14 protein-coding genes and 1 tRNA gene are annotated in these 16,728 nt (G+C 67.4%); 7 read left to right on the forward strand and 8 right to left on the reverse strand.

Annotated features, from left to right (window positions below):
• Positions 1–6: 6 nt before the first annotated feature.
• Both LH400_RS21640 and LH400_RS21645 read right to left on the reverse strand, forming a co-directional pair.
• Complete coding sequence (locus LH400_RS21640; protein WP_229155507.1) at positions 7–1,659, reverse strand: tyrosine-type recombinase/integrase; 1,653 nt, start codon at positions 1,657–1,659, stop codon at positions 7–9.
• 85 nt (positions 1,660–1,744) lie between these two features.
• Positions 1,745–1,829, reverse strand: a tRNA-Leu gene (locus LH400_RS21645).
• Positions 1,830–2,109: 280 nt separating this feature from the next.
• On the opposite strand from LH400_RS21645, the gene LH400_RS21650 reads away from it, so the two are divergent.
• Positions 2,110–3,117, forward strand: coding sequence for a complex I NDUFA9 subunit family protein (locus LH400_RS21650; protein WP_229155509.1), 1,008 nt, complete (start codon positions 2,110–2,112; stop codon positions 3,115–3,117).
• Positions 3,118–3,339: 222 nt separating this feature from the next.
• Here the strand turns inward: LH400_RS21650 and LH400_RS21655 are convergent, their stop codons facing one another.
• Positions 3,340–4,257, reverse strand: coding sequence for an undecaprenyl-diphosphate phosphatase (locus LH400_RS21655; protein ID WP_229155511.1), 918 nt, complete (start codon positions 4,255–4,257; stop codon positions 3,340–3,342).
• A gap of 301 nt (positions 4,258–4,558) precedes the next feature.
• Between LH400_RS21655 and LH400_RS21660 the strand changes: the two genes are divergently transcribed.
• The 5 genes from LH400_RS21660 (at position 4,559) to LH400_RS21680 (ending at position 8,483) form a co-directional block, all read left to right on the forward strand.
• Positions 4,559–5,251, forward strand: a complete 693-nt coding sequence (locus tag LH400_RS21660; RefSeq protein WP_229155579.1) for a glutathione S-transferase family protein — start codon at positions 4,559–4,561, stop codon at positions 5,249–5,251.
• 149 nt (positions 5,252–5,400) lie between these two features.
• Positions 5,401–5,871, forward strand: a complete 471-nt coding sequence (locus tag LH400_RS21665; RefSeq protein WP_229155513.1) for a GFA family protein — start codon at positions 5,401–5,403, stop codon at positions 5,869–5,871.
• Positions 5,872–6,038: 167 nt separating this feature from the next.
• Positions 6,039–7,196, forward strand: coding sequence for a tRNA epoxyqueuosine(34) reductase QueG (queG, locus tag LH400_RS21670; protein ID WP_229155514.1), 1,158 nt, complete (start codon positions 6,039–6,041; stop codon positions 7,194–7,196).
• A 25-nt stretch (positions 7,197–7,221) separates the two neighbouring features.
• On the forward strand, positions 7,222–7,554 hold the full coding sequence (locus tag LH400_RS21675; protein WP_229155516.1) for a hypothetical protein: 333 nt from the start codon (positions 7,222–7,224) through the stop codon (positions 7,552–7,554).
• Positions 7,551–8,483 (forward strand): SDR family NAD(P)-dependent oxidoreductase, encoded by a 933-nt coding sequence (locus LH400_RS21680; RefSeq protein ID WP_229155518.1) that lies wholly within the window; start codon positions 7,551–7,553, stop codon positions 8,481–8,483. The genes LH400_RS21675 and LH400_RS21680 overlap by 4 nt, the downstream gene beginning before the upstream one ends.
• A gap of 108 nt (positions 8,484–8,591) precedes the next feature.
• Here LH400_RS21680 and LH400_RS21685 read toward each other — a convergent pair whose 3' ends face one another.
• From LH400_RS21685 to LH400_RS21700, 4 genes are all read right to left on the reverse strand, one after another.
• Positions 8,592–9,155 (reverse strand): type 1 glutamine amidotransferase domain-containing protein, encoded by a 564-nt coding sequence (locus LH400_RS21685; RefSeq protein WP_229155521.1) that lies wholly within the window; start codon positions 9,153–9,155, stop codon positions 8,592–8,594.
• Between the two features lie 219 nt (positions 9,156–9,374).
• Positions 9,375–9,920 carry a regulatory protein RecX gene (locus LH400_RS21690; RefSeq protein ID WP_229155522.1) on the reverse strand — a complete coding sequence of 182 codons (546 nt, stop codon included), beginning with the start codon at positions 9,918–9,920 and terminating at the stop codon, positions 9,375–9,377.
• A 102-nt stretch (positions 9,921–10,022) separates the two neighbouring features.
• Positions 10,023–11,369, reverse strand: coding sequence for a DUF2252 family protein (locus LH400_RS21695; RefSeq protein WP_229155523.1), 1,347 nt, complete (start codon positions 11,367–11,369; stop codon positions 10,023–10,025).
• Positions 11,370–11,485: 116 nt separating this feature from the next.
• Positions 11,486–12,427 carry a LysR substrate-binding domain-containing protein gene (locus LH400_RS21700; protein ID WP_229155524.1) on the reverse strand — a complete coding sequence of 314 codons (942 nt, stop codon included), beginning with the start codon at positions 12,425–12,427 and terminating at the stop codon, positions 11,486–11,488.
• Positions 12,428–12,569: 142 nt separating this feature from the next.
• Between LH400_RS21700 and LH400_RS21705 the strand changes: the two genes are divergently transcribed.
• A complete protein-coding gene (locus LH400_RS21705) occupies positions 12,570–12,872 on the forward strand; it encodes a hypothetical protein (protein WP_229155525.1) in 303 nt (100 codons plus the stop codon).
• A gap of 83 nt (positions 12,873–12,955) precedes the next feature.
• Here the strand turns inward: LH400_RS21705 and LH400_RS21710 are convergent, their stop codons facing one another.
• Entirely contained in the window at positions 12,956–16,411 is a 3,456-nt protein-coding gene (locus LH400_RS21710) for an indolepyruvate ferredoxin oxidoreductase family protein (protein ID WP_229155526.1), read from the reverse strand.
• Positions 16,412–16,728 lie beyond the last annotated feature (317 nt).

Genomic DNA, 16,728 nt, shown 5'->3' on the forward strand with positions numbered 1-16,728 from the left:
TTGCATTCAACAAGGCGGGATGGGAATCCTGGCCACGGCATCCGCGAGTGATTTCAGATCGGCATGGCGATATTTGCTGGCTTCGCCGGCCGTGACGTGTCCCTGGATGGTGTCGGCGATGCTGTCAGCGACGCCGACCCTGATTGCCACCGTTTTGAACCAATGGCGGAACGCATGGTTCGGTGCTTTGCGTCGATCCCTGAAGCCTTGCTCGCGTATCCAGGCAGCGAGCCGGTTCGTGACACCCTTGCTCGCATGCTTTCTTCCCGCCTTCCCCGAAGATCGGCGATAGAAGAGAGGGCCGTCGCCCTTTGCCTTGACGAAGTCGAGGAAGCCCGACGAGACGAGGTCCGGGTGCAAAGGGACTTCCCTCTCACTTCCTTCGTTCTTCAGGCTCCCGCCGTCCTCCGCCGGCGCAATCTTCAGCACGTGGAGCCCTTCCTTTTCGACCACGCGCTTGCCCCAGAGCTGTGCCAATTCGCCTACGCGGGCGCCAGTGCAGGCAAGCAATAGAGGAAGCCATCTCCGATCCGCTCTTTCCTCTTTCGCAGCGAGTGTGAGAAGACGTGCGACTTCCTCATCCGCGTACGGCAGCATTGAAGTCCCGGCTTGGCTCTTCCTCGCCACCCGGACGCCGTCTGCAGGGTTCTCGACAAGGAGCCTGTTTCGGCAGGCGTAGCTGAAGAGTGTCTTGGCGCAGCCCAGATAGCTGTCGTTCACGGTCTTCGCCGAGCGCCCGTTCGCGACGGCCTTGTCTTTCCACGCGACAATGTCTTCGGGATTGATCTGACGGATGTCATTCGCTTTCCCGCCCAGATGCAGCGAGAGGTTCCGAACGACGCCCCGCCACGTAGATAGCGTTGAGGCGGCTGGCTTAACTTCCTCCGCCCATTTCTCGAAAAGTCCGTCCAGTGAAACTGCGCCTGTCGACTTCGAGAAGACGGGAAACCGGGCTGCCTTCGGATCGGGCGAGTAGTCGCCACGAGCATGCCTCTTGAGTGTGAGCGCCGCATCCGTCAGTGCTTGATCGACCTGGACAAGGAGCCGAGCGCGGGTGTCGTGATCGACGACAAGACAGTGCTTCTGGAGAACCCAGCTTGCCAGGAGGCCGTAGCGCCGCTCCAACCCAGAAACCTCATCGCGCTTCGGCAACGCGTTCACACCGGCGGTAAGGTTTTCACCAAACCGCTCTGCGGCGGCACCGGCAGGATCAATTTCGCCGGCCGACAAGACAGGGACGTCGTTCAACAAGCGGCCCTCCCTCGCCGCGCGATTAAACGCCTTGAGCGCTGCCCATTGGTCGGACGAGCCGGGATTTTCCTCGAACTTGTCGACATACAGCCGGTAGATCTCGCCAGAGAGGGCGACCAGCATCTTGTGCGATAAACCGGACGGTTCGCGGCGGAGGGCATCGAACCAGCGTTCCGCCTGAGAATTTGCGACGGAAAGACGGTAACTGGCGACGGCAGGGTCGCGGGTCCGGAGACTGAATTTCAGATAGATGCCGGCTCGGGCCGTGAACGTGATCGCAGGCGAGGAGGACGACGCAGGTACCTCAACTTGGAAGTACTCGCCCCGCGCACGAGCGGCGATGTCGGTCGGGACCCGCCTTCGAAACTGCGCTGATGAGGAGTTCTCTCGCGTAGTCGGTCGTGTCATCCGGAGAACCATGTGCTCGGCCTTGTGCCCCAGTGGGCGGCCTGCAATTCCTTGGTTTCCAGCATTTCAATACGTTATCGGGGAATGGTGCCCAGGAAAGGACTCGAACCTTCACGCCTCGCGGCACACGGACCTGAACCGTGCGCGTCTACCAATTCCGCCACCTGGGCTCGGCGGGGACCTGTAGAGGGGGATCGATCGGCTGTCAACGCGATTCGCGTCGAAGTTTGCGAACGCCGCCCGTCCGGCAGCCGGAACCCCTGCCCGCGCCGGAAATGCCCCAACCGGGTTGCAGGCGCTTCTGCCGCCTTCACCTTGCTCCGCGAACGGGTTATGAGCACGCCAGACACAGGCGGTGGAGCCGGCCCCGGAGCAGGTGCAGCCGGAAAGTCCGGCGGCGCGCCTGCCGGTGACGGCTGAGGCAAAGGCAGAGATAGAGGGCGAGGGCAGATGACGGTCGACACGAACAAGACGGTGGTGGTCTTCGGCGGATCGGGCTTTCTCGGCCGCTACGTGACGCGGGCGCTCGCCAAAAGGGGGCATCGCATCCGCGTCGCCTGCCGCCGGCCGGACCTCGCCTATCATCTCCAGACCAACGGCAATCTCGGCCAGATCCTGCCGATCCAGGCCAATCTCAGGCACCGCTGGTCGGTCGACCGGGCGGTGGAGAATGCCGATCATGTCGTCAATCTCGTCGGCATTCTCGCCGAGAGCGGCCGCCAGACCTTCGACGCGCTGCAGTCCTTCGGCGCGCGGGCCGTGGCGGAGGCCGCCCGCGGCGTCGGCGCGCCAATGACCCAGATTTCGGCGATCGGCGCGGACGAGAATTCCGATTCGGCCTATGCCAGGACGAAGGCGGCGGGCGAGAAGGCGGTGTTCGAGACGCTGCCCGACGCCACCGTCATCCGCCCGTCGATCGTCTTCGGCGCGGAGGACCAGTTCTTCAACCGCTTCGCCCAGATGGCGCGCTTTGCGCCGGTCCTGCCGCTGATCGGCGGCGGTACGACGAAGTTCCAGCCGGTCTTCGTCGGCGACGTCGCCGAGGCGATCGCGGATACGGTCGACGGCACCGTGCCGCGCGGCCGGATCTACGAACTCGGCGGCCCGGAAGTCTTGACCTTCCGGGAGATGATGGAGGAGATGCTGCGGGTGATCGGCCGCAAGCGCCGCTTCGTCTCGATCGGCTTCGGGACGGCATCGACCATGGCGCGCGCGATGCGCTTCCTGCCCTTCGCGCCGCTCACCGAGGACCAGGTCCGCCAGCTCCAGCACGACAACATCGTCTCCGACGCCGCCAAGGCGGAGGGCCGCACGCTCGAAGCCTTCGGCCGCACGCCGCGCTCGCTGGAGGCGATCCTGCCGACCTATCTCATCCGCTTCCGGCCGCAGGGGCAGTTCACCCTGCCGCAGCCCCAGGGCGGCGGGCTCGATCCCGAGCAGCAGAAGGACGTCGTCTGAGAATTAAGCTTCGCGTCCGGAGGTTCGGCCGGACGGGAGAAACGGTGTCGATCCTGCGGCAGACGTGGGCATCCGCGAAACGCGGCCGTGGCGCGCCGCGTGACCGCGTTCGCGCGCCTGCCGACGGCAGACCGCCTTTGCCCTCCATCGGAAGCGTCGTCGGGCGCTCGAACGCCCTCGACGGAGCGCGGCCGGCGATGCGGCGAGTAAAGGCTTGGCGGCCTACGGCTTTACCCGGGCTTCCTTGCCGGCGAGTTCAGGATCGCCGGGAGGGGCGGGTTCCGCCTGCTGCGCGGCGGCGCTGGCCGCGGGGGCGGCGAGCGGCGGCTCGGCCGGCGCGATCGTCACGAGCAGGATGATCCCTAGCGTTCCGACCCCGATGCGCCACCAGGCGAAGGGCGCAAAACCGTGCCGGGAGACAAAGTCGAGCAGCGTGCGCACCACGAACAGGGCAGCGACGAAGGCCATGACGAAGCCGACGGCGATCAGGCCGAGATCGTCCATCGAGAGAAGCGCGCGGTTCTTGAACAAATCGTAGGCGGTGGCGCCGATCATGGTCGGGATCGCCAGGAAGAAGGAGAATTCCGCCGCCGAGCGCTTGTCGGTGCCCATCAGGAGCGCGCCGGCGATCGTCGCGCCCGACCGCGACGTGCCCGGGATCATCGCCAGGCACTGGAAGATGCCGATCTTGAGGCTCAGCGACAGCGGATATTTCATGATGTCGTTGTAGCGGATCTTGCGCGGCAGCTTGTCGATGATCAGGAGAAGGATGCCGCCGACGACAAGCGCGATGCAGATCACCATCGGCGATTCGAACAGGACCCGCTTGATGAAGTCGTGGGCGAGGACGCCGATCACCACGGCCGGAAGGAAGGCGATCAACAGCGCGGCGGCGAAGTGGCGGCTCGTCGCGCTTGTCGGCAGGGTGATGAAGAGATGCCAGAGCCGCTGGAAATAGACGATCAGGATGGCCAGGATCGCGCCCAGCTGGATGACGATCTCGAAGACGTGGCCGGTCGAGCGGAAGCCGAGGAAATGGCCGAGGAGCAGGATGTGTCCGGTCGAGGAAACCGGGATGAACTCGGTCAGCCCCTCGACGATACCGAGGATCACGGCGTTGACATATGCCCCGATATCCATCGTCGATCTCTTCTTTGAATGACCGCACCTTCTAGCCCTTCAAGGCTGGTGCGGACCTGAGCCGTGCCGCCGGGGCGCTTCCCTGGGGGATTTTGCGCCGCGAAGCAAGCCACTTGCCACACACCAGGGAATTGCTATGTGCCCGCCCTCAAACGCAGAACGGCTCTTCGCACTTCGTTGACGAAATTCTGCGACGATCGACACGCGTGGCAGTGCCCCGATGCTCTAAAAGCGAGCCATGGGGACTGCCGAATCATATGAAGGGCCGCTCTGAGAAGGCCCGAGAGCCCAACCCCGATTGATGCTGAAACTCCACCACCATCCGATGTCCGCCGCCTCCCGCTTCGTCCGGATCGTCCTCGGCGAGTATGGCGAGCGCTGCGAACTGGTGGAGGAGCGGCCCTGGGAGCGCCGCCGCGACTTCCTCGCCCTCAATCCGGCCGCGACCCTGCCGGTGATGATCGAGGACAACGGGCCGGCCATCGTCGGCGGCATCATCATCGGAGAATATCTCGACGAGACCCGCGGCGCCTTCCAGCGCGACAAGCGGCTGATGTCGGAAAAGCCGATCGAGCGCGCCGAGGCGCGCCGGCTGACCGAATGGTTCCTGCACAAGCTCGACAGCGAGGTCACGCGCTATCTCATCCGCGAGCGCGTGTTCAAGCTGGAGATGAAGCCGACCGAAGGCGGCGGTCCGCCCGACGCCTCGGCGATCCGCGCCGCCCGCGCCAATCTCAAGCACCACCTGCGCTATCTCGGCTGGCTGGCGGAAAGCCGCGACTGGCTTGCCGGCGCCCGCCTCTCCTATGCCGACATCGCCGCTGCCGGCGCCCTGTCGGCGCTCGACTATATCGGCGAGGTCGCCTGGGACGCCGAGCCCGCGGTCAAGGACTGGTACATGCGGCTGAAGTCGCGGCCCTCCTTCCGCCCGCTCCTGACCGAGCGCGTGCGCGGCCTGCCGCCCTCGGCGCAATACGCCGAACTTGATTTCTGATCGCCTGAGGGGGCCCGCGCCTTTCTCCCGCGCCGGCCCACACCATGTCCCCGTTACCAGCGAAGACGAGGCGGCGAGGCACGAGCGCCAGCTTCGCTAAGGCTCCACGGACCTGAGGGGAGCTTTGCCATGACAGGAGGGGGAATGCGATGACCAAGGACTGGAATCTGCCACGTGAGGGAAGCTGCCGCTGCGGCGCCGTGCGTCTGACGATGACGAAGCCCGCAATCCTGACGGCCGCCTGCCACTGTCGGGGCTGCCAGAAGATGTCGGCGAGTTCGTACTCCCTCACCCTGATGCTGCCCGAGGACGGACTGACGGTCACCGCCGGCGAGCCCGTGCTCGGCGGGCTGAAGGGCGACACCGTTCGACATTTCTTCTGCCCGTCCTGCCTGACATGGATCTTCTCGAAGCCGCAGCGCGTCCCGGGCTTCATCAATCTTCGCGCCACGATGCTGGACGATACGAGCGACATCGCACCCTTCATCGAGACGTGGACCGACGAGAAGCTCGCCTTCGCCGAGACCGGCGCGCCGAAGCGGTTTCCGCAGTTTCCCGGACCCGAGGACATGGCGCCGCTGCGGCGGGACTTTGCGGAGTGGACAGAGCGCAATCCGTAAGGGCGCCACCACCGCCCGCTTGGGGAGCGTGCCAGGCCACGAAGTCCGCCGATGCTTGGAAGCGAGCCACTTCCGCTCTTAGTCGACTCAGGCGGGGTAAGGATTGCGCGAGATCGCGCGACGGCGAGACCTTGCGGGCCTCAGGCTCCTCGCGCCATATCCGTCCCATGACGCCTGCCACGGCCAACGGCTTGAAGAACTTCCTGGTATCCGACGCCCACCGCCTCGGCTTTTCGGCCTGCGGCATCGCGCCCGGCGAGGGCGACGTCGCCTCCGCAGAGCGGCTCGACGCGTTCGTCGCGCATGGCCGCCACGGCACGATGGACTGGCTTCCGGAGACGGCCGACCGCCGCCGTTCCGCCAAGGCGCTGTGGCCGGACGTCCGCTCGATCGTGGTCCTCGGCATGAATTACGGACCGGACGAGGAGCCGTTGGAAATCCTTGGCCGGTCGGACCGTGGCGCAATCTCGGTCTATGCCCGCCACCGCGACTACCACGATGTCGTCAAGGGGCGGCTGAAGGAACTCGCCGGCCGGATGATCGCAAGGGCCCGGCAGGCCGGTCTCGGCGAACACGACGCCAAGGTCTTCGTCGACACCGCCCCGGTGATGGAAAAGCCGCTGGGCGCGATGGCGGGCCTCGGCTGGCAGGGCAAGCACACCAATCTCGTTTCCCGCGACCACGGCTCCTGGCTGTTCCTCGGCTCGATCTTCACCACGCTCGAACTCGCCCCGGACGCGCCGGGCCGCGACCTCTGCGGCTCCTGCCGGGCCTGTCAGGACGTCTGCCCGACAGACGCCTTCCCGCGGCCCTACCAGCTCGATGCGCGGCGATGCATCTCCTACCTCACCATCGAGACGAAGGCGGTGATCCCGCAGGAATTCCGCGCGGCGATGGGCAACCGCATCTATGGCTGCGACGATTGCCTCGCCGTCTGCCCCTGGAACAAGTTCGCGAGCCGGGCGCAGGAGGCGAAGCTGATTGCCCGCGACGACCTCAGGGCGCCGCGTCTCGCCGATCTCCTCGCCCTCGACGATCCGGCCTTTCGGACGCTCTTTGCCGGCTCGCCGATCAAGCGGATCGGCCGCGACAAATTCGTCTCCAACTGCCTGATCGCCGCGGGAAACTCCTCAAATGAGGGTTTCGTGCCGCAAGTCCTCCGGCTTCTCGGCGACCCGGCACCGCTGGTCCGGGCCATGGCCGTGTGGGCGCTTTCCCGTCTCGACCCGGCTGATGCCTTGCAGCGGCGCCCCGCCGCACTTGATAGTGAGGCGGAACCGATGGTCAGGAGCGAATGGCATGGCCTGGAGACGAACGAAGACTGAACCGGCCGGCCCGCGGGCCGGCGTGATGAGCGAGCCTGGAGCGGCGATGACCGAGCCGCCGGCTGAGACCGTCGAGGCCAAGGCGCGCCGCGCGCTGCGCCAGTTGCAGGCGCATTCCGGCGCATTCCGGCCGGATGTCGCGGTGGGATCGGCGGCGCTCGGCGCCGGAGCCGTCGGCGCTCTTGCCCTCGGTGCCTTCGCGATCGGAGCGGTGGCGGTCGGCGCCTTCGCGATCGGCCGGCTGTCGGTCGGCCGGGCTCGGATCGGCGAAGCCGAGATCGGACGCCTCAGGATCGGCCGGCTGGAAGTGGACGAGCTGGTCCGGCCGGCCTGGCGCATGCCGCGTTTCGGCGCATGACGGCGCCGCAGGTCTTCATCTTCGGCCATGGCTATTCGGCGGGCCATTTCGCCGCCAGGCTGAAGCCCTCCGACATCGTCGGCACAACCGTCCGGTCCCGAGACAAGGCGGCCTCGCTCGCCGCCCATGGGCTGAAGCCCTTCGTCTTCGACGGGGAGCATCCCTGCGACGGCATCGCCTCGACGCTCTACCGGGCGACGCATCTCCTGGTCTCGGTGCCGCCCGGCCATCGCGCTCCGAAGGGCGCCGCCGTCGGCGGAGCGAATGCCGCGCCCGGCGACCCGGTGCTGCGCTGGTATGCCGACGAGATCGGACATGGGTCGCCGAAGCTCGAATGGATCGGCTATCTGTCGACCGTCGGCGTCTATGGCGACCATGAGGGCGGCTGGGTGGACGAGGAAAGCGAGCTGCGGCCGGTCTCAAAGCGCTCCAAGGCTCGGGTCGAGGCCGAGGCGGCGTGGCGTGCGCTGGCGAAGACGCGGGGGGTGCCGCTCGCGATCCTGCGCCTTTCCGGCATTTACGGCCCCGGGCGCAATGGTTTCGTCAACCTCGCCAAGGGCACGGCCAAGCGCCTCGTCAAGCCCGGCCAAGTGTTCAACCGCATCCATGTGGACGATATCGCCGGCGCTCTGGAACTCCTGGCCGAAAGGCGGCTCGGCGGCGTCTTCAACGTCACCGACGACGAACCGGCGCCGCCGCAGGACGTCGTCGCGCATGCCGCGGCGCTGGCCGGAATCGAGCCGCCGCCGGAGGTGCCGTTCGACGAGGCCGAACTTTCGCCGATGGCGCGCTCCTTCTACGGCGAGAACAAGCGCGTCTCGAACGCCAAGCTGAAGGCCGCGGGCTACGTCTTCCGCCACCCGACCTATCGCGAGGCGCTCCCCGGCCTCCTCGGCGATTTCGGGCGGTTCCAAGAACAGGCGGGCTGATCCCGAGGCTTTCCGCCACGCAATCCGATCGCTTCGGGCATAAGAAAAGGGACCGGCACCGATGGCGCCAGCCCCTCTTGCTCAGTCAGGTCGAAAGCATGAATCGGCTCAGGCGACCTTGCGATCCTCGTGGCGACCTTCCTCGACCTCCTCGATGATCTTGGCGACGAAGGCCGGGATGTCGCCCGGATTGCGCGAGGTGATCAGCGCCTGGTGCACCACGACTTCCTTGTCGACCCAGTTGCCGCCGGCGTTCTTCACATCGGTCTTGATCGAGGCGAAGGAGGTGATGTCGCGGCCGCGCACCACATCTGCCTCGATCAGCAGCCAGGGGGCGTGGCAGATGGCCGCGAGCGGCTTCTTGGAGTTGAAGAACTCGCGCACGAAGCTGACGACCTTCGGGTCGGCGCGCAGCTTGTCCGGGTTGATCTGGCCGCCCGGCAGGACCAGGGCGTCATAGTCGGTGACGCGGACCTCGGAAAGCTGCTTGTCCACCGGGATGTCCTTGTCCCAGTGATCCTTGTCCCAGCCCTTAATCGAGCCGGCCTTGGTGGAGATCACATGGACCTCGGCGCCGGCTTCCTTCAGCTTGGCCAGAGGTTCGGTCAGTTCCGCCTGCTCGAAACCGTCTGTGGCGAGGATAGCGATCTTGGCTTCCTTGATGCTCGGCATGGTGTCGTCCTTCCATTCGGCAACGCCATTTCGCGCCCTGACCCGCGATCGGGTTCCAAGGGGGTATGGCAGATTGCGCTTGTCTGTTGTGTTCGGAGGAAAAACACATGGGACGCCAACATGTTCCCGCAGGTGCGAGGTGAGCGGGGAAACGAAGCGTGCGCCGATCGTGAACGGCGGGACGGTTTCGGTGAGGGCTTTCAGAACGATGCCGATGCGTCAGAGCCCCTCGCCCGCCTCCGCCGCCTCGTCGGTCTGCCCGTCGATCACGGTCGCGGCCAGCCCATAGGCATATCCGGCGCGGATCATCGCTGCGATGTCGCGTTCGCGCCGCTCGGAGCGCTCGCGCAGGCGCCATGGTCCGAGCCGCCGGCGCCGGGCATAGGCGCGCGCAGCGGCCGCCTCGTCGGTTTCATCCCCCGACAGGACGGCCGCAACCGTCTCGGCGTTGACGCCCTTCTCGCGCAACTTGGCCGCGGTCATCACGCGCGACGTCCCGCGTCGCCTCAGGCTCGCCATGCGGGCTTCGGCGAAGCTGCGGTCGTCGAGCAGGCCGAGCTCGACAAAGCGGTCCACCGTCGCAGCGATCAGCGGCTCGTGCCCCTCCGGCGACTCGCCGCGGGCCGCTGCCCGCCGCATGACCTTGCGCTCGAGCACGCGGCGAAGGTTCTCGGTCGAACTCGCATAGCGCTCGAGGTAATGCGCCGCGGAGCGCATCAGCCAGCCGGCGTCGATCGGTTTCGGGGGTGAATCATCCCTGGCCATGCGGCGTTCTTAAAGCCAGTCAGACAGGTCGGACAATGCCGCCGCCCCGCACGCCGCCAGGTCTGGTCCCTCGCGCAACCGCCGACATCCCGGCGGAGCGCCTCATTCCGCCTGATGGAGATGGTTGAGCAGGCCCCAGTCGGCGAGCGTGCGGCCGGCATAGGCTTCGGCCGTCTCGATCAGCGCCTCTGCCGACTGGCCGACGGCGGCAGCGACCGCCACTTCGAACCGTGTCGAGCGGGTATCGGCGCGCGCATGCGTCAGGGCGAGCGCCTCGCCACAGGCTTCGACATACTGGCGCAGCCGTCTGCCGCTGTGCTTCCTGGCAAGACAGACTTCCTCCGGTTCGAGGCTGACCTTGGCGTGGTGGCGCGAGCGCACCAGCCACTGCACGCCCTGCCAGGTCACCTCATCAAGGAGCAGGTCCGGCTCGCGCTGGACGAGCTGCTGCACGGCGACCGTCAGATGCGCCGGCTCCAGCGTGTTGCGCGGATCGATGTCGGGGAAGTGGGCGAGCGGCGCGGCGGTGCGCTGCTGCTTGACCTCGACGAGATGGCACATCGGCAGTTCGGCCACCGTCGAGGCTCCCTTCGGCCCGACCAGGAGGTAGTAGCGATCGACATTCACCGAGCCGGTGCCCGCGCCCAGACGCTCGACGATGTCGAGGATCTCGTCGTCGACGTAAGGCCGGAACACCGAGCGGATCTGGGCGGCCATGGCCGCGTCCAACCGCTTGTAGCGGCCCGGCCGGTTCCGGAACCGGAGGCCCTCGCTGGTCGCCTCGACCGCCTTTCCGAGCTTGCTCTTGGTTTCGAACTTCTTGCCGCCAATCGCCCGCTTGCGCGCCTTCTTCATCGTCGGACAAAGCACATGGTGCCTCGGAAACGAACTCAGGACCTCGCGCCGCTTGCCCGGATCCCGACTGATCTTTCTGGAGGTCTTGCGATAGCGCTTCAGAAAGGCGTGCGCCGCCTCGAGCGTCTCGGCTTCGCTCGGCGCCTTCAGTCCGGACAGGTCGTCGACCTCCTCGGTCGCGTAGCGCCCCTCGACGACGCCGCGCGAGAGGTCGACGGCGAGGAAGATCGAGACGAGAAAGCGCAGGAGATCCCAGCCGGCAGTGCCGATGCAGGCGTCGTCGAAGTCGTCCGGCGCGAAGATGATAGTCGAGCCGTGCGAGCCCTTCTCGGTCATGAAGCCGAAATTCGCCATGTGACAGTCACCGATGACGGCAGTCGGGGTGACCGTCTCGACAAGCGGACCCGGCAGGCTCAGCGTCCCCTCCTTCAGATCCGCATAGAAGAGCTGCGCCGATCCGCGGAAGAAATGGAACGGGTCGGCCGCCATCTTCGCGTGCTTGCGATCCGGCTCGCCGACTCCAGGCCGCGCCCCGTCCACACGATGCAGCTCATGAGCGATGCGGTCCGCCCGGTCCTTGTCGATCTGGGTCATCGGGAGGAAGTGTGCGTTTCGCATTGGCCGGCAAGACCACGACGATCGCGCCCACCTTTCCAGCCCGTCCGTCCCCTTGTGTCGCACCGGTCCGCCGCCGTCGGAGGGTCCAGTTCTCAGGCGGCGTCGACGAAGTCGCCGAGGCTGTCGCACTTGCCGAGGACGAGACGCTTCAGCCTGTCATGGGCGAAGTCGATGAACACGCGGACGGCCGGCAGCATGCCGCGCCGCGAGGTGAATGCGATGTGCAGCACCTCTTCCTCGCCGCGCCACTCGGGCAGCACGCTCACCAGCTCGCCCGACCGTATCATCCCGGCGGTGAACACCTCCGGCAGAAGCGCGATGCCGCCGCCGCTCTTGGCCGCCTGGGCATGCACGGACAGCGAATGGGACAGGATGCGCGGGGTCAGCCGCACGGCGGCCGCGCGGCCGTCCTTGGTCAGCAGCCGCCAAGTCTCGCCATCGACGCCATCGCGGCCGATCGTGGCAAAGCGGGAAAGCTCCTCAGGTGACAGTGGGCATCCGGCCTGCGCAACATAGCCAGGGCTCGCCACGAGTCCCCGCGAGACGTCGGCGATCTTCTTGATCACCAGATCGGTGTCGCCGGGCTGGTCGAGCCGGCCGGCGCGGATCGCGAGATCGACATGCTCCTCGGCGAGATCGAAGCGGCGCATGCCGACCAGCAGCCGCACCCGCACCTCGGGATAGGTCGCGAGAAACTCGGGCAGACCCGCGCCGAGCGTCGCCGCGCAGCCCCCGGGCAGGGTCGCAACCGTCACCAGACCACGCGGCTGCGAACTCATCGACGTCGCCATCTGTTCGGCCGCCTGCATCTCGGTCACCGCCGACCGGCAGCGCTCGTAAAATTGCCGGCCGATCGCCGTGACGTTGAAGCTGTGCGTCGTGCGCTCGATCAGACGGACGCCGAGATCCTCCTCGAGCGCCAGGACCCGGCGGGACAGCGTCGACTTTCCCACGCCGATGTCGCGCGCGGCGGCATTGAACCCGCCATTGCGGACCACGGCCTCGAAATATCGGAAATCGTTGAAATCATGCATTTCGTGTTTCATTTCCGGGACAAGACGTCCCAAAAGCCGGACTACAGCTAATCACGTCCCAAGGATAGACCACTAGCGAGCCGCTCGGCAACGGCCTGTCCGGCCGAACGGGCGGCTCCGTCTTTCCGAGAAAGGGACAGTGATGAGCAAGATGCGGACGATGTCGGCCGTAGCGGCCGTGGCACTTCTGGGCATCCCCGTAGGTGCCATGGCGGACGCCCTCATTCCGGGCTCCGGCGCAACCTTCTATTCCGTTCCCGACGCGGCGCGGAGCGAGAGCGTATTGACCCGGCCGACGGACTCCACCAGGACCCAGCCGAGCCGGATCTATCGCATGCCGCAAGTGACGGCCCGCGAAGCCGCCGCGACCTACCAGACGCCCGCCGCGGCGGACGAAGGGGCCCGCAGCGGCGTCTTGGTGCCCGGCTCCGAGGCCGACTTCTGACGATCACCGCCGGGCCTCTGGTCCGGCGACGACAGCCATCCATCAGGCCGCTCTCGCCATATGGCGGGGGCGGCCTGATCTATCTATTCGGCCGCTTCCATCACCTTGTCCGCGCCCGCGAAGGCCGCCTCGGCGGACTCCCGGCGTGCCTCTGCCTCTTCCGCGAAGCGTCGGCGCACGGGGCCGAAGCCCTTCAGCGTCTCCGGCCATTTCGCAAGCTCGACGGCGGCTTCGTAATTCTCCGGCGAAAGCTCCGCGAGGATCATGCGGAGCGTCCTTTCATAGGCCGCGCGCTCGTCCCGCTCGGCGCGCCGTTCGGCCGAGAAGCGGAACGGGTCGAGACGGGTCCCGCGCAGGCGCCTTGCCCGGGCGAGCAGCCGGAAGCCGCGCATCATCCACGGCCCGAACTCCCGCTTCCTCGCCCGCCCGCCGGGCCCGTCCTCGCCCAGCGACGGCGGCGCGAGGTGAAAGCTCAGCCGCTCGTAGCCGGAGAACGCGTCGCTCAGCTGCGCGGCAAAGCCGCCATCGGTGAAGAGGCGCCCCACCTCGTATTCGTCCTTGACCGCCATCAGCCGGTAGAGCTGGCGTGCCGCAGCGCCCGCAAGCGCGTCCCGCCCCGGCGCGACGCGCTGCTCGGCCGCACGGATCGCCGCCACCGTCTCGCGATAGCGTTCGGCGTAGGCCGCGTCCTGATAGGCCGAGAGATCCTCGACGCGACGCGCGATCGCCTCGTCGAGCGTCTCCGACAGGCGCCGGTGCGCCAGCGCCGTGTCGGGCTCCGCGGCTGTCGGAACGGCCTGCGGATCGTGCGCCAGCGCCCGGCCCCATTCGAAGGCGGAGCGGTTGGCCTCCACGTCGACGCCATTGAGCGCGATCGCCCGGTGGATCGCGTCGCGGCCGATCGGCAGCGCACCGCTCTGCCAGGCAAGGCCCAGCATCAGCATATTAGCGAAGATCGCATCGCCAAACAGCGCGAGTGCCGCGGCATTGGCATCGGCAAGGACCACATTGCCAGCCCCGGCGGCCTCCCGGACCGCGGCGACCAGCCGGCGCGTCGGGAAGGAGAAGTCGACATTGCGCGTGAATTCACCGGACAGGGTCTCGTGCGTGTTGAGGACGACGGCGGTCTCGCCGGTCCGGATACCCGAGCGGACCTTGGCCGAGGCGGCGGTGACGAGATCGCAGCCGATGACCAGCCGCGCCTCGCCGGCCGCGACACGGATCGCCTTGACGTCGCGCGGGCTCGGCGCGATCCGCACATGGCTCGTCACCGGCCCGCCCTTCTGGGCGAGGCCGGCCATGTCGATGACGCCGGCGCCCTTGCCGTCGAGATGTGCCGCCATGCCGATGATCGCGCCGATGGTGACGACGCCGGTGCCGCCAACCCCCGTGATGACGATGCCGGTCGAGCCGTCGAGTTCCGCCACCATCGGCTCCGGGACCCTCGGCGCCTCCTTTCGCCGCGTCTCCGCCTTCTTCGACTTCGCGCCATGGACGGTGACGAAGGAGGGGCAGAATCCTTCGAGGCAGGAGAAGTCCTTGTTGCAGGCGGACTGGTCGATCTGGCGCTTGCGGCCGAATTCGGTCTCCACCGCGATCACCGCGACGCAGTTCGACTGGACGCCGCAATCGCCGCAGCCCTCGCAGACCCGCTCGTTGATCACCACCCGGCGGTCCGGATCGGGAAACTTGCCGCGCTTGCGGCGGCGGCGCTTCTCGGCCGCGCAGGTCTGGTCGTAGACGAGGACGGTGAGCCCCTCCGTTTCGGCAAGGCTCCGCTGTACGGTGTCGAGCTGGGAGCGGTGATGCAGCGTCACACCGGACGGCAGGCCGGGGGCGCCGCGATGCTTGTCCGGCTCGTCGGAGACGATGGCGATCCGCTTCGCGCCCTCGGCCGCCACCTGCGCGGCAATCATGGGAACGGTGAGGCCGCCTTCGTGCCCCTGGCCGCCGGTCATCGCGACGGCGTCGTTGAAGAGGATCTTGTAGGTGACGTTGGCGCCCGAAGCGGCCGCCGCCCGCAGCGCCAGGGCGCCGGAATGGTTGTAGGTGCCGTCGCCGAGATTCTGGAAGACGTGGCCGCGCTTGGAAAAATGCCGCTCGCCGATCCAGTTGGCGCCTTCCGCACCCATCTGGGTGTAGCCCTCGGTCGCCCGGTCCATCCATTGGACCATGTAGTGGCAGCCGATCCCTGCGTATGCCCTCGCGCCGTCCGGCACGCGGGTCGAGGAATTGTGCGGACAGCCGGCGCAGAAATAGGGGGTGCGCGCCGCGATCTCCGGCATCTCGTGCAAGCGCCCCTGAAGAGCGGTGAGATCGCCGACGCGCTTGGTGAGCGCTTCGCTCCCGGTCCGCTCCGCCAGCCGATTGCCGATCGCAACCGCGATGTCGTTGGCGTCGAGGGCGGCCTTCGGCGCAAACAGCGTCCGTCCGGCCTCGTCCAGCTTGCCGATGACGGCCGGCGCACCGGCGGTGCGATAAAGAATCTCCTTCAGCTGCGGCTCGACGACGCCGCGCTTCTCCTCGACGACGAGGATCGTCTCGAGGCCGGCCGCAAATCGTCGCACGAAGTCCGGCTCGAGCGGCCAGGGCACGCCGACTTTGCCGAGCCTCAACCCAAGATCCGCTGCCGCAACCTCGTCGATCCCGAGGCTCGCCAGCGCCTGCTCGACGTCGAGCCAGGACTTGCCGAGCGACAGAACACCGATGCGCGCCTTGCGCCCGCCGGAATGGACGATGCGGTTGAGCCCGTTGGCCGCGATGAAAGAGAGCGCGGCCGGCAGGCGGAAGTCGTGGAGCATCGCCTCCTGTTCGAGCGGATGGGCGGCGCGGCGGATGTTGCGCCCGCCGGGCGGGGTGGCGATGTCCGGGAGCGTGACCGACAGCCGGTCAGGCGCCGCCGCCACGGTCGCCGTCGATTCGATCGTGTCCTTGACGCATTTCATCGTCGTCCACAGCCCCGCAAAGCGCGACAGGGCGAAGGCGGCAAGGCCGTAGTCGAGGATCTCCTGGACCCCGGCGGGATGGAAGATCGGCATCATCGCGTCGATCGCGGCGAATTCCGACTGATGCGCCGAGGTCGAGGATTCGCAGGTGTGGTCGTCTCCGAGCAGCGCCAGGACGCCGCCATGGCGCGAGGTGCCCGCGAGATTGGCATGGCGGAAGGCGTCCCCCGACCGGTCGACGCCGGGGCCCTTGCCGTACCAGATGCCGAAGACGCCGTCATAACGGCCCTCGCCGCGGATCTCGGCCTGCTGCGCGCCCCAGAGGGCGGTCGCCGCAAGGTCCTCGTTGAGGCCGGGCTCGAAGACGACGTTCGCGACGCGCAGAGCCGCTTCGGAGCGCTGGAACTGCTGGTCGAGCCCGCCGAGCGGCGAGCCCCGATAGCCGGTAACGTAGCCGGCGGTGGCAAGCCCCGCCTGCCGGTCCCGCGCCGCCTGCATCAAGGTCAGCCGGACGATCGCCTGCGCGCCCGAAAGAAAGACGTCGGGAACGCCGATATCGTATTTGTCACCAAGCGAGACGGTCCGCAAAGCCATCGCAACTCCTCCTCGGGGACTGCGCAGCGGTGCACGACGGGCGCTGCCGCCGGCACCTCCTCCCAAGCCCCTGTTTTGGAACCTTGTTCGCGGAAGGTCAAAGCGTTTCGTCGCTGAAGGCGCGCCGTCTCCGTGACGGTCCGCCCTCGCCGCCCGGGCCGGGCGCCCGCTGACGAGGCGCAAGAAGACCACCATTGGCGCGGCGATCGGTCGCGAGGATGGCCGGTTGCGGCAGGCATCTGCGCGACGGGCCCGCTTGCACCGGCGGGAAATACCCCTTATCGGACAGACGCCTTTTTGCGTGGGCCCTCGGGCAT

It is taken from the genome of Jiella soli, assembly GCF_020615385.1.
Classification (GTDB): domain Bacteria; phylum Pseudomonadota; class Alphaproteobacteria; order Rhizobiales; family Rhizobiaceae; genus VKMB-3413.

Coding starts and splice junctions, on each gene's coding strand:
- LH400_RS21665 (WP_229155513.1), top strand. CDS start 5,401: ATGACCAAGGACTGGAATCTGCCACGTGAGGGAAGCTGCCGCTGCGGC.
- LH400_RS21695 (WP_229155523.1), bottom strand. CDS start 11,369: ATGACCCAGATCGACAAGGACCGGGCGGACCGCATCGCTCATGAGCTG.
- queG (WP_229155514.1), top strand. CDS start 6,039: ATGACGCCTGCCACGGCCAACGGCTTGAAGAACTTCCTGGTATCCGAC.
- LH400_RS21675 (WP_229155516.1), top strand. CDS start 7,222: ATGAGCGAGCCTGGAGCGGCGATGACCGAGCCGCCGGCTGAGACCGTC.
- LH400_RS21650 (WP_229155509.1), top strand. CDS start 2,110: ATGACGGTCGACACGAACAAGACGGTGGTGGTCTTCGGCGGATCGGGC.
- LH400_RS21685 (WP_229155521.1), bottom strand. CDS start 9,155: ATGCCGAGCATCAAGGAAGCCAAGATCGCTATCCTCGCCACAGACGGT.
- LH400_RS21655 (WP_229155511.1), bottom strand. CDS start 4,257: ATGGATATCGGGGCATATGTCAACGCCGTGATCCTCGGTATCGTCGAG.
- LH400_RS21660 (WP_229155579.1), top strand. CDS start 4,559: ATGCTGAAACTCCACCACCATCCGATGTCCGCCGCCTCCCGCTTCGTC.
- LH400_RS21700 (WP_229155524.1), bottom strand. CDS start 12,427: ATGCATGATTTCAACGATTTCCGATATTTCGAGGCCGTGGTCCGCAAT.
- LH400_RS21640 (WP_229155507.1), bottom strand. CDS start 1,659: ATGACACGACCGACTACGCGAGAGAACTCCTCATCAGCGCAGTTTCGA.
- LH400_RS21710 (WP_229155526.1), bottom strand. CDS start 16,411: ATGGCTTTGCGGACCGTCTCGCTTGGTGACAAATACGATATCGGCGTT.
- LH400_RS21705 (WP_229155525.1), top strand. CDS start 12,570: ATGAGCAAGATGCGGACGATGTCGGCCGTAGCGGCCGTGGCACTTCTG.
- LH400_RS21690 (WP_229155522.1), bottom strand. CDS start 9,920: ATGGCCAGGGATGATTCACCCCCGAAACCGATCGACGCCGGCTGGCTG.
- LH400_RS21680 (WP_229155518.1), top strand. CDS start 7,551: ATGACGGCGCCGCAGGTCTTCATCTTCGGCCATGGCTATTCGGCGGGC.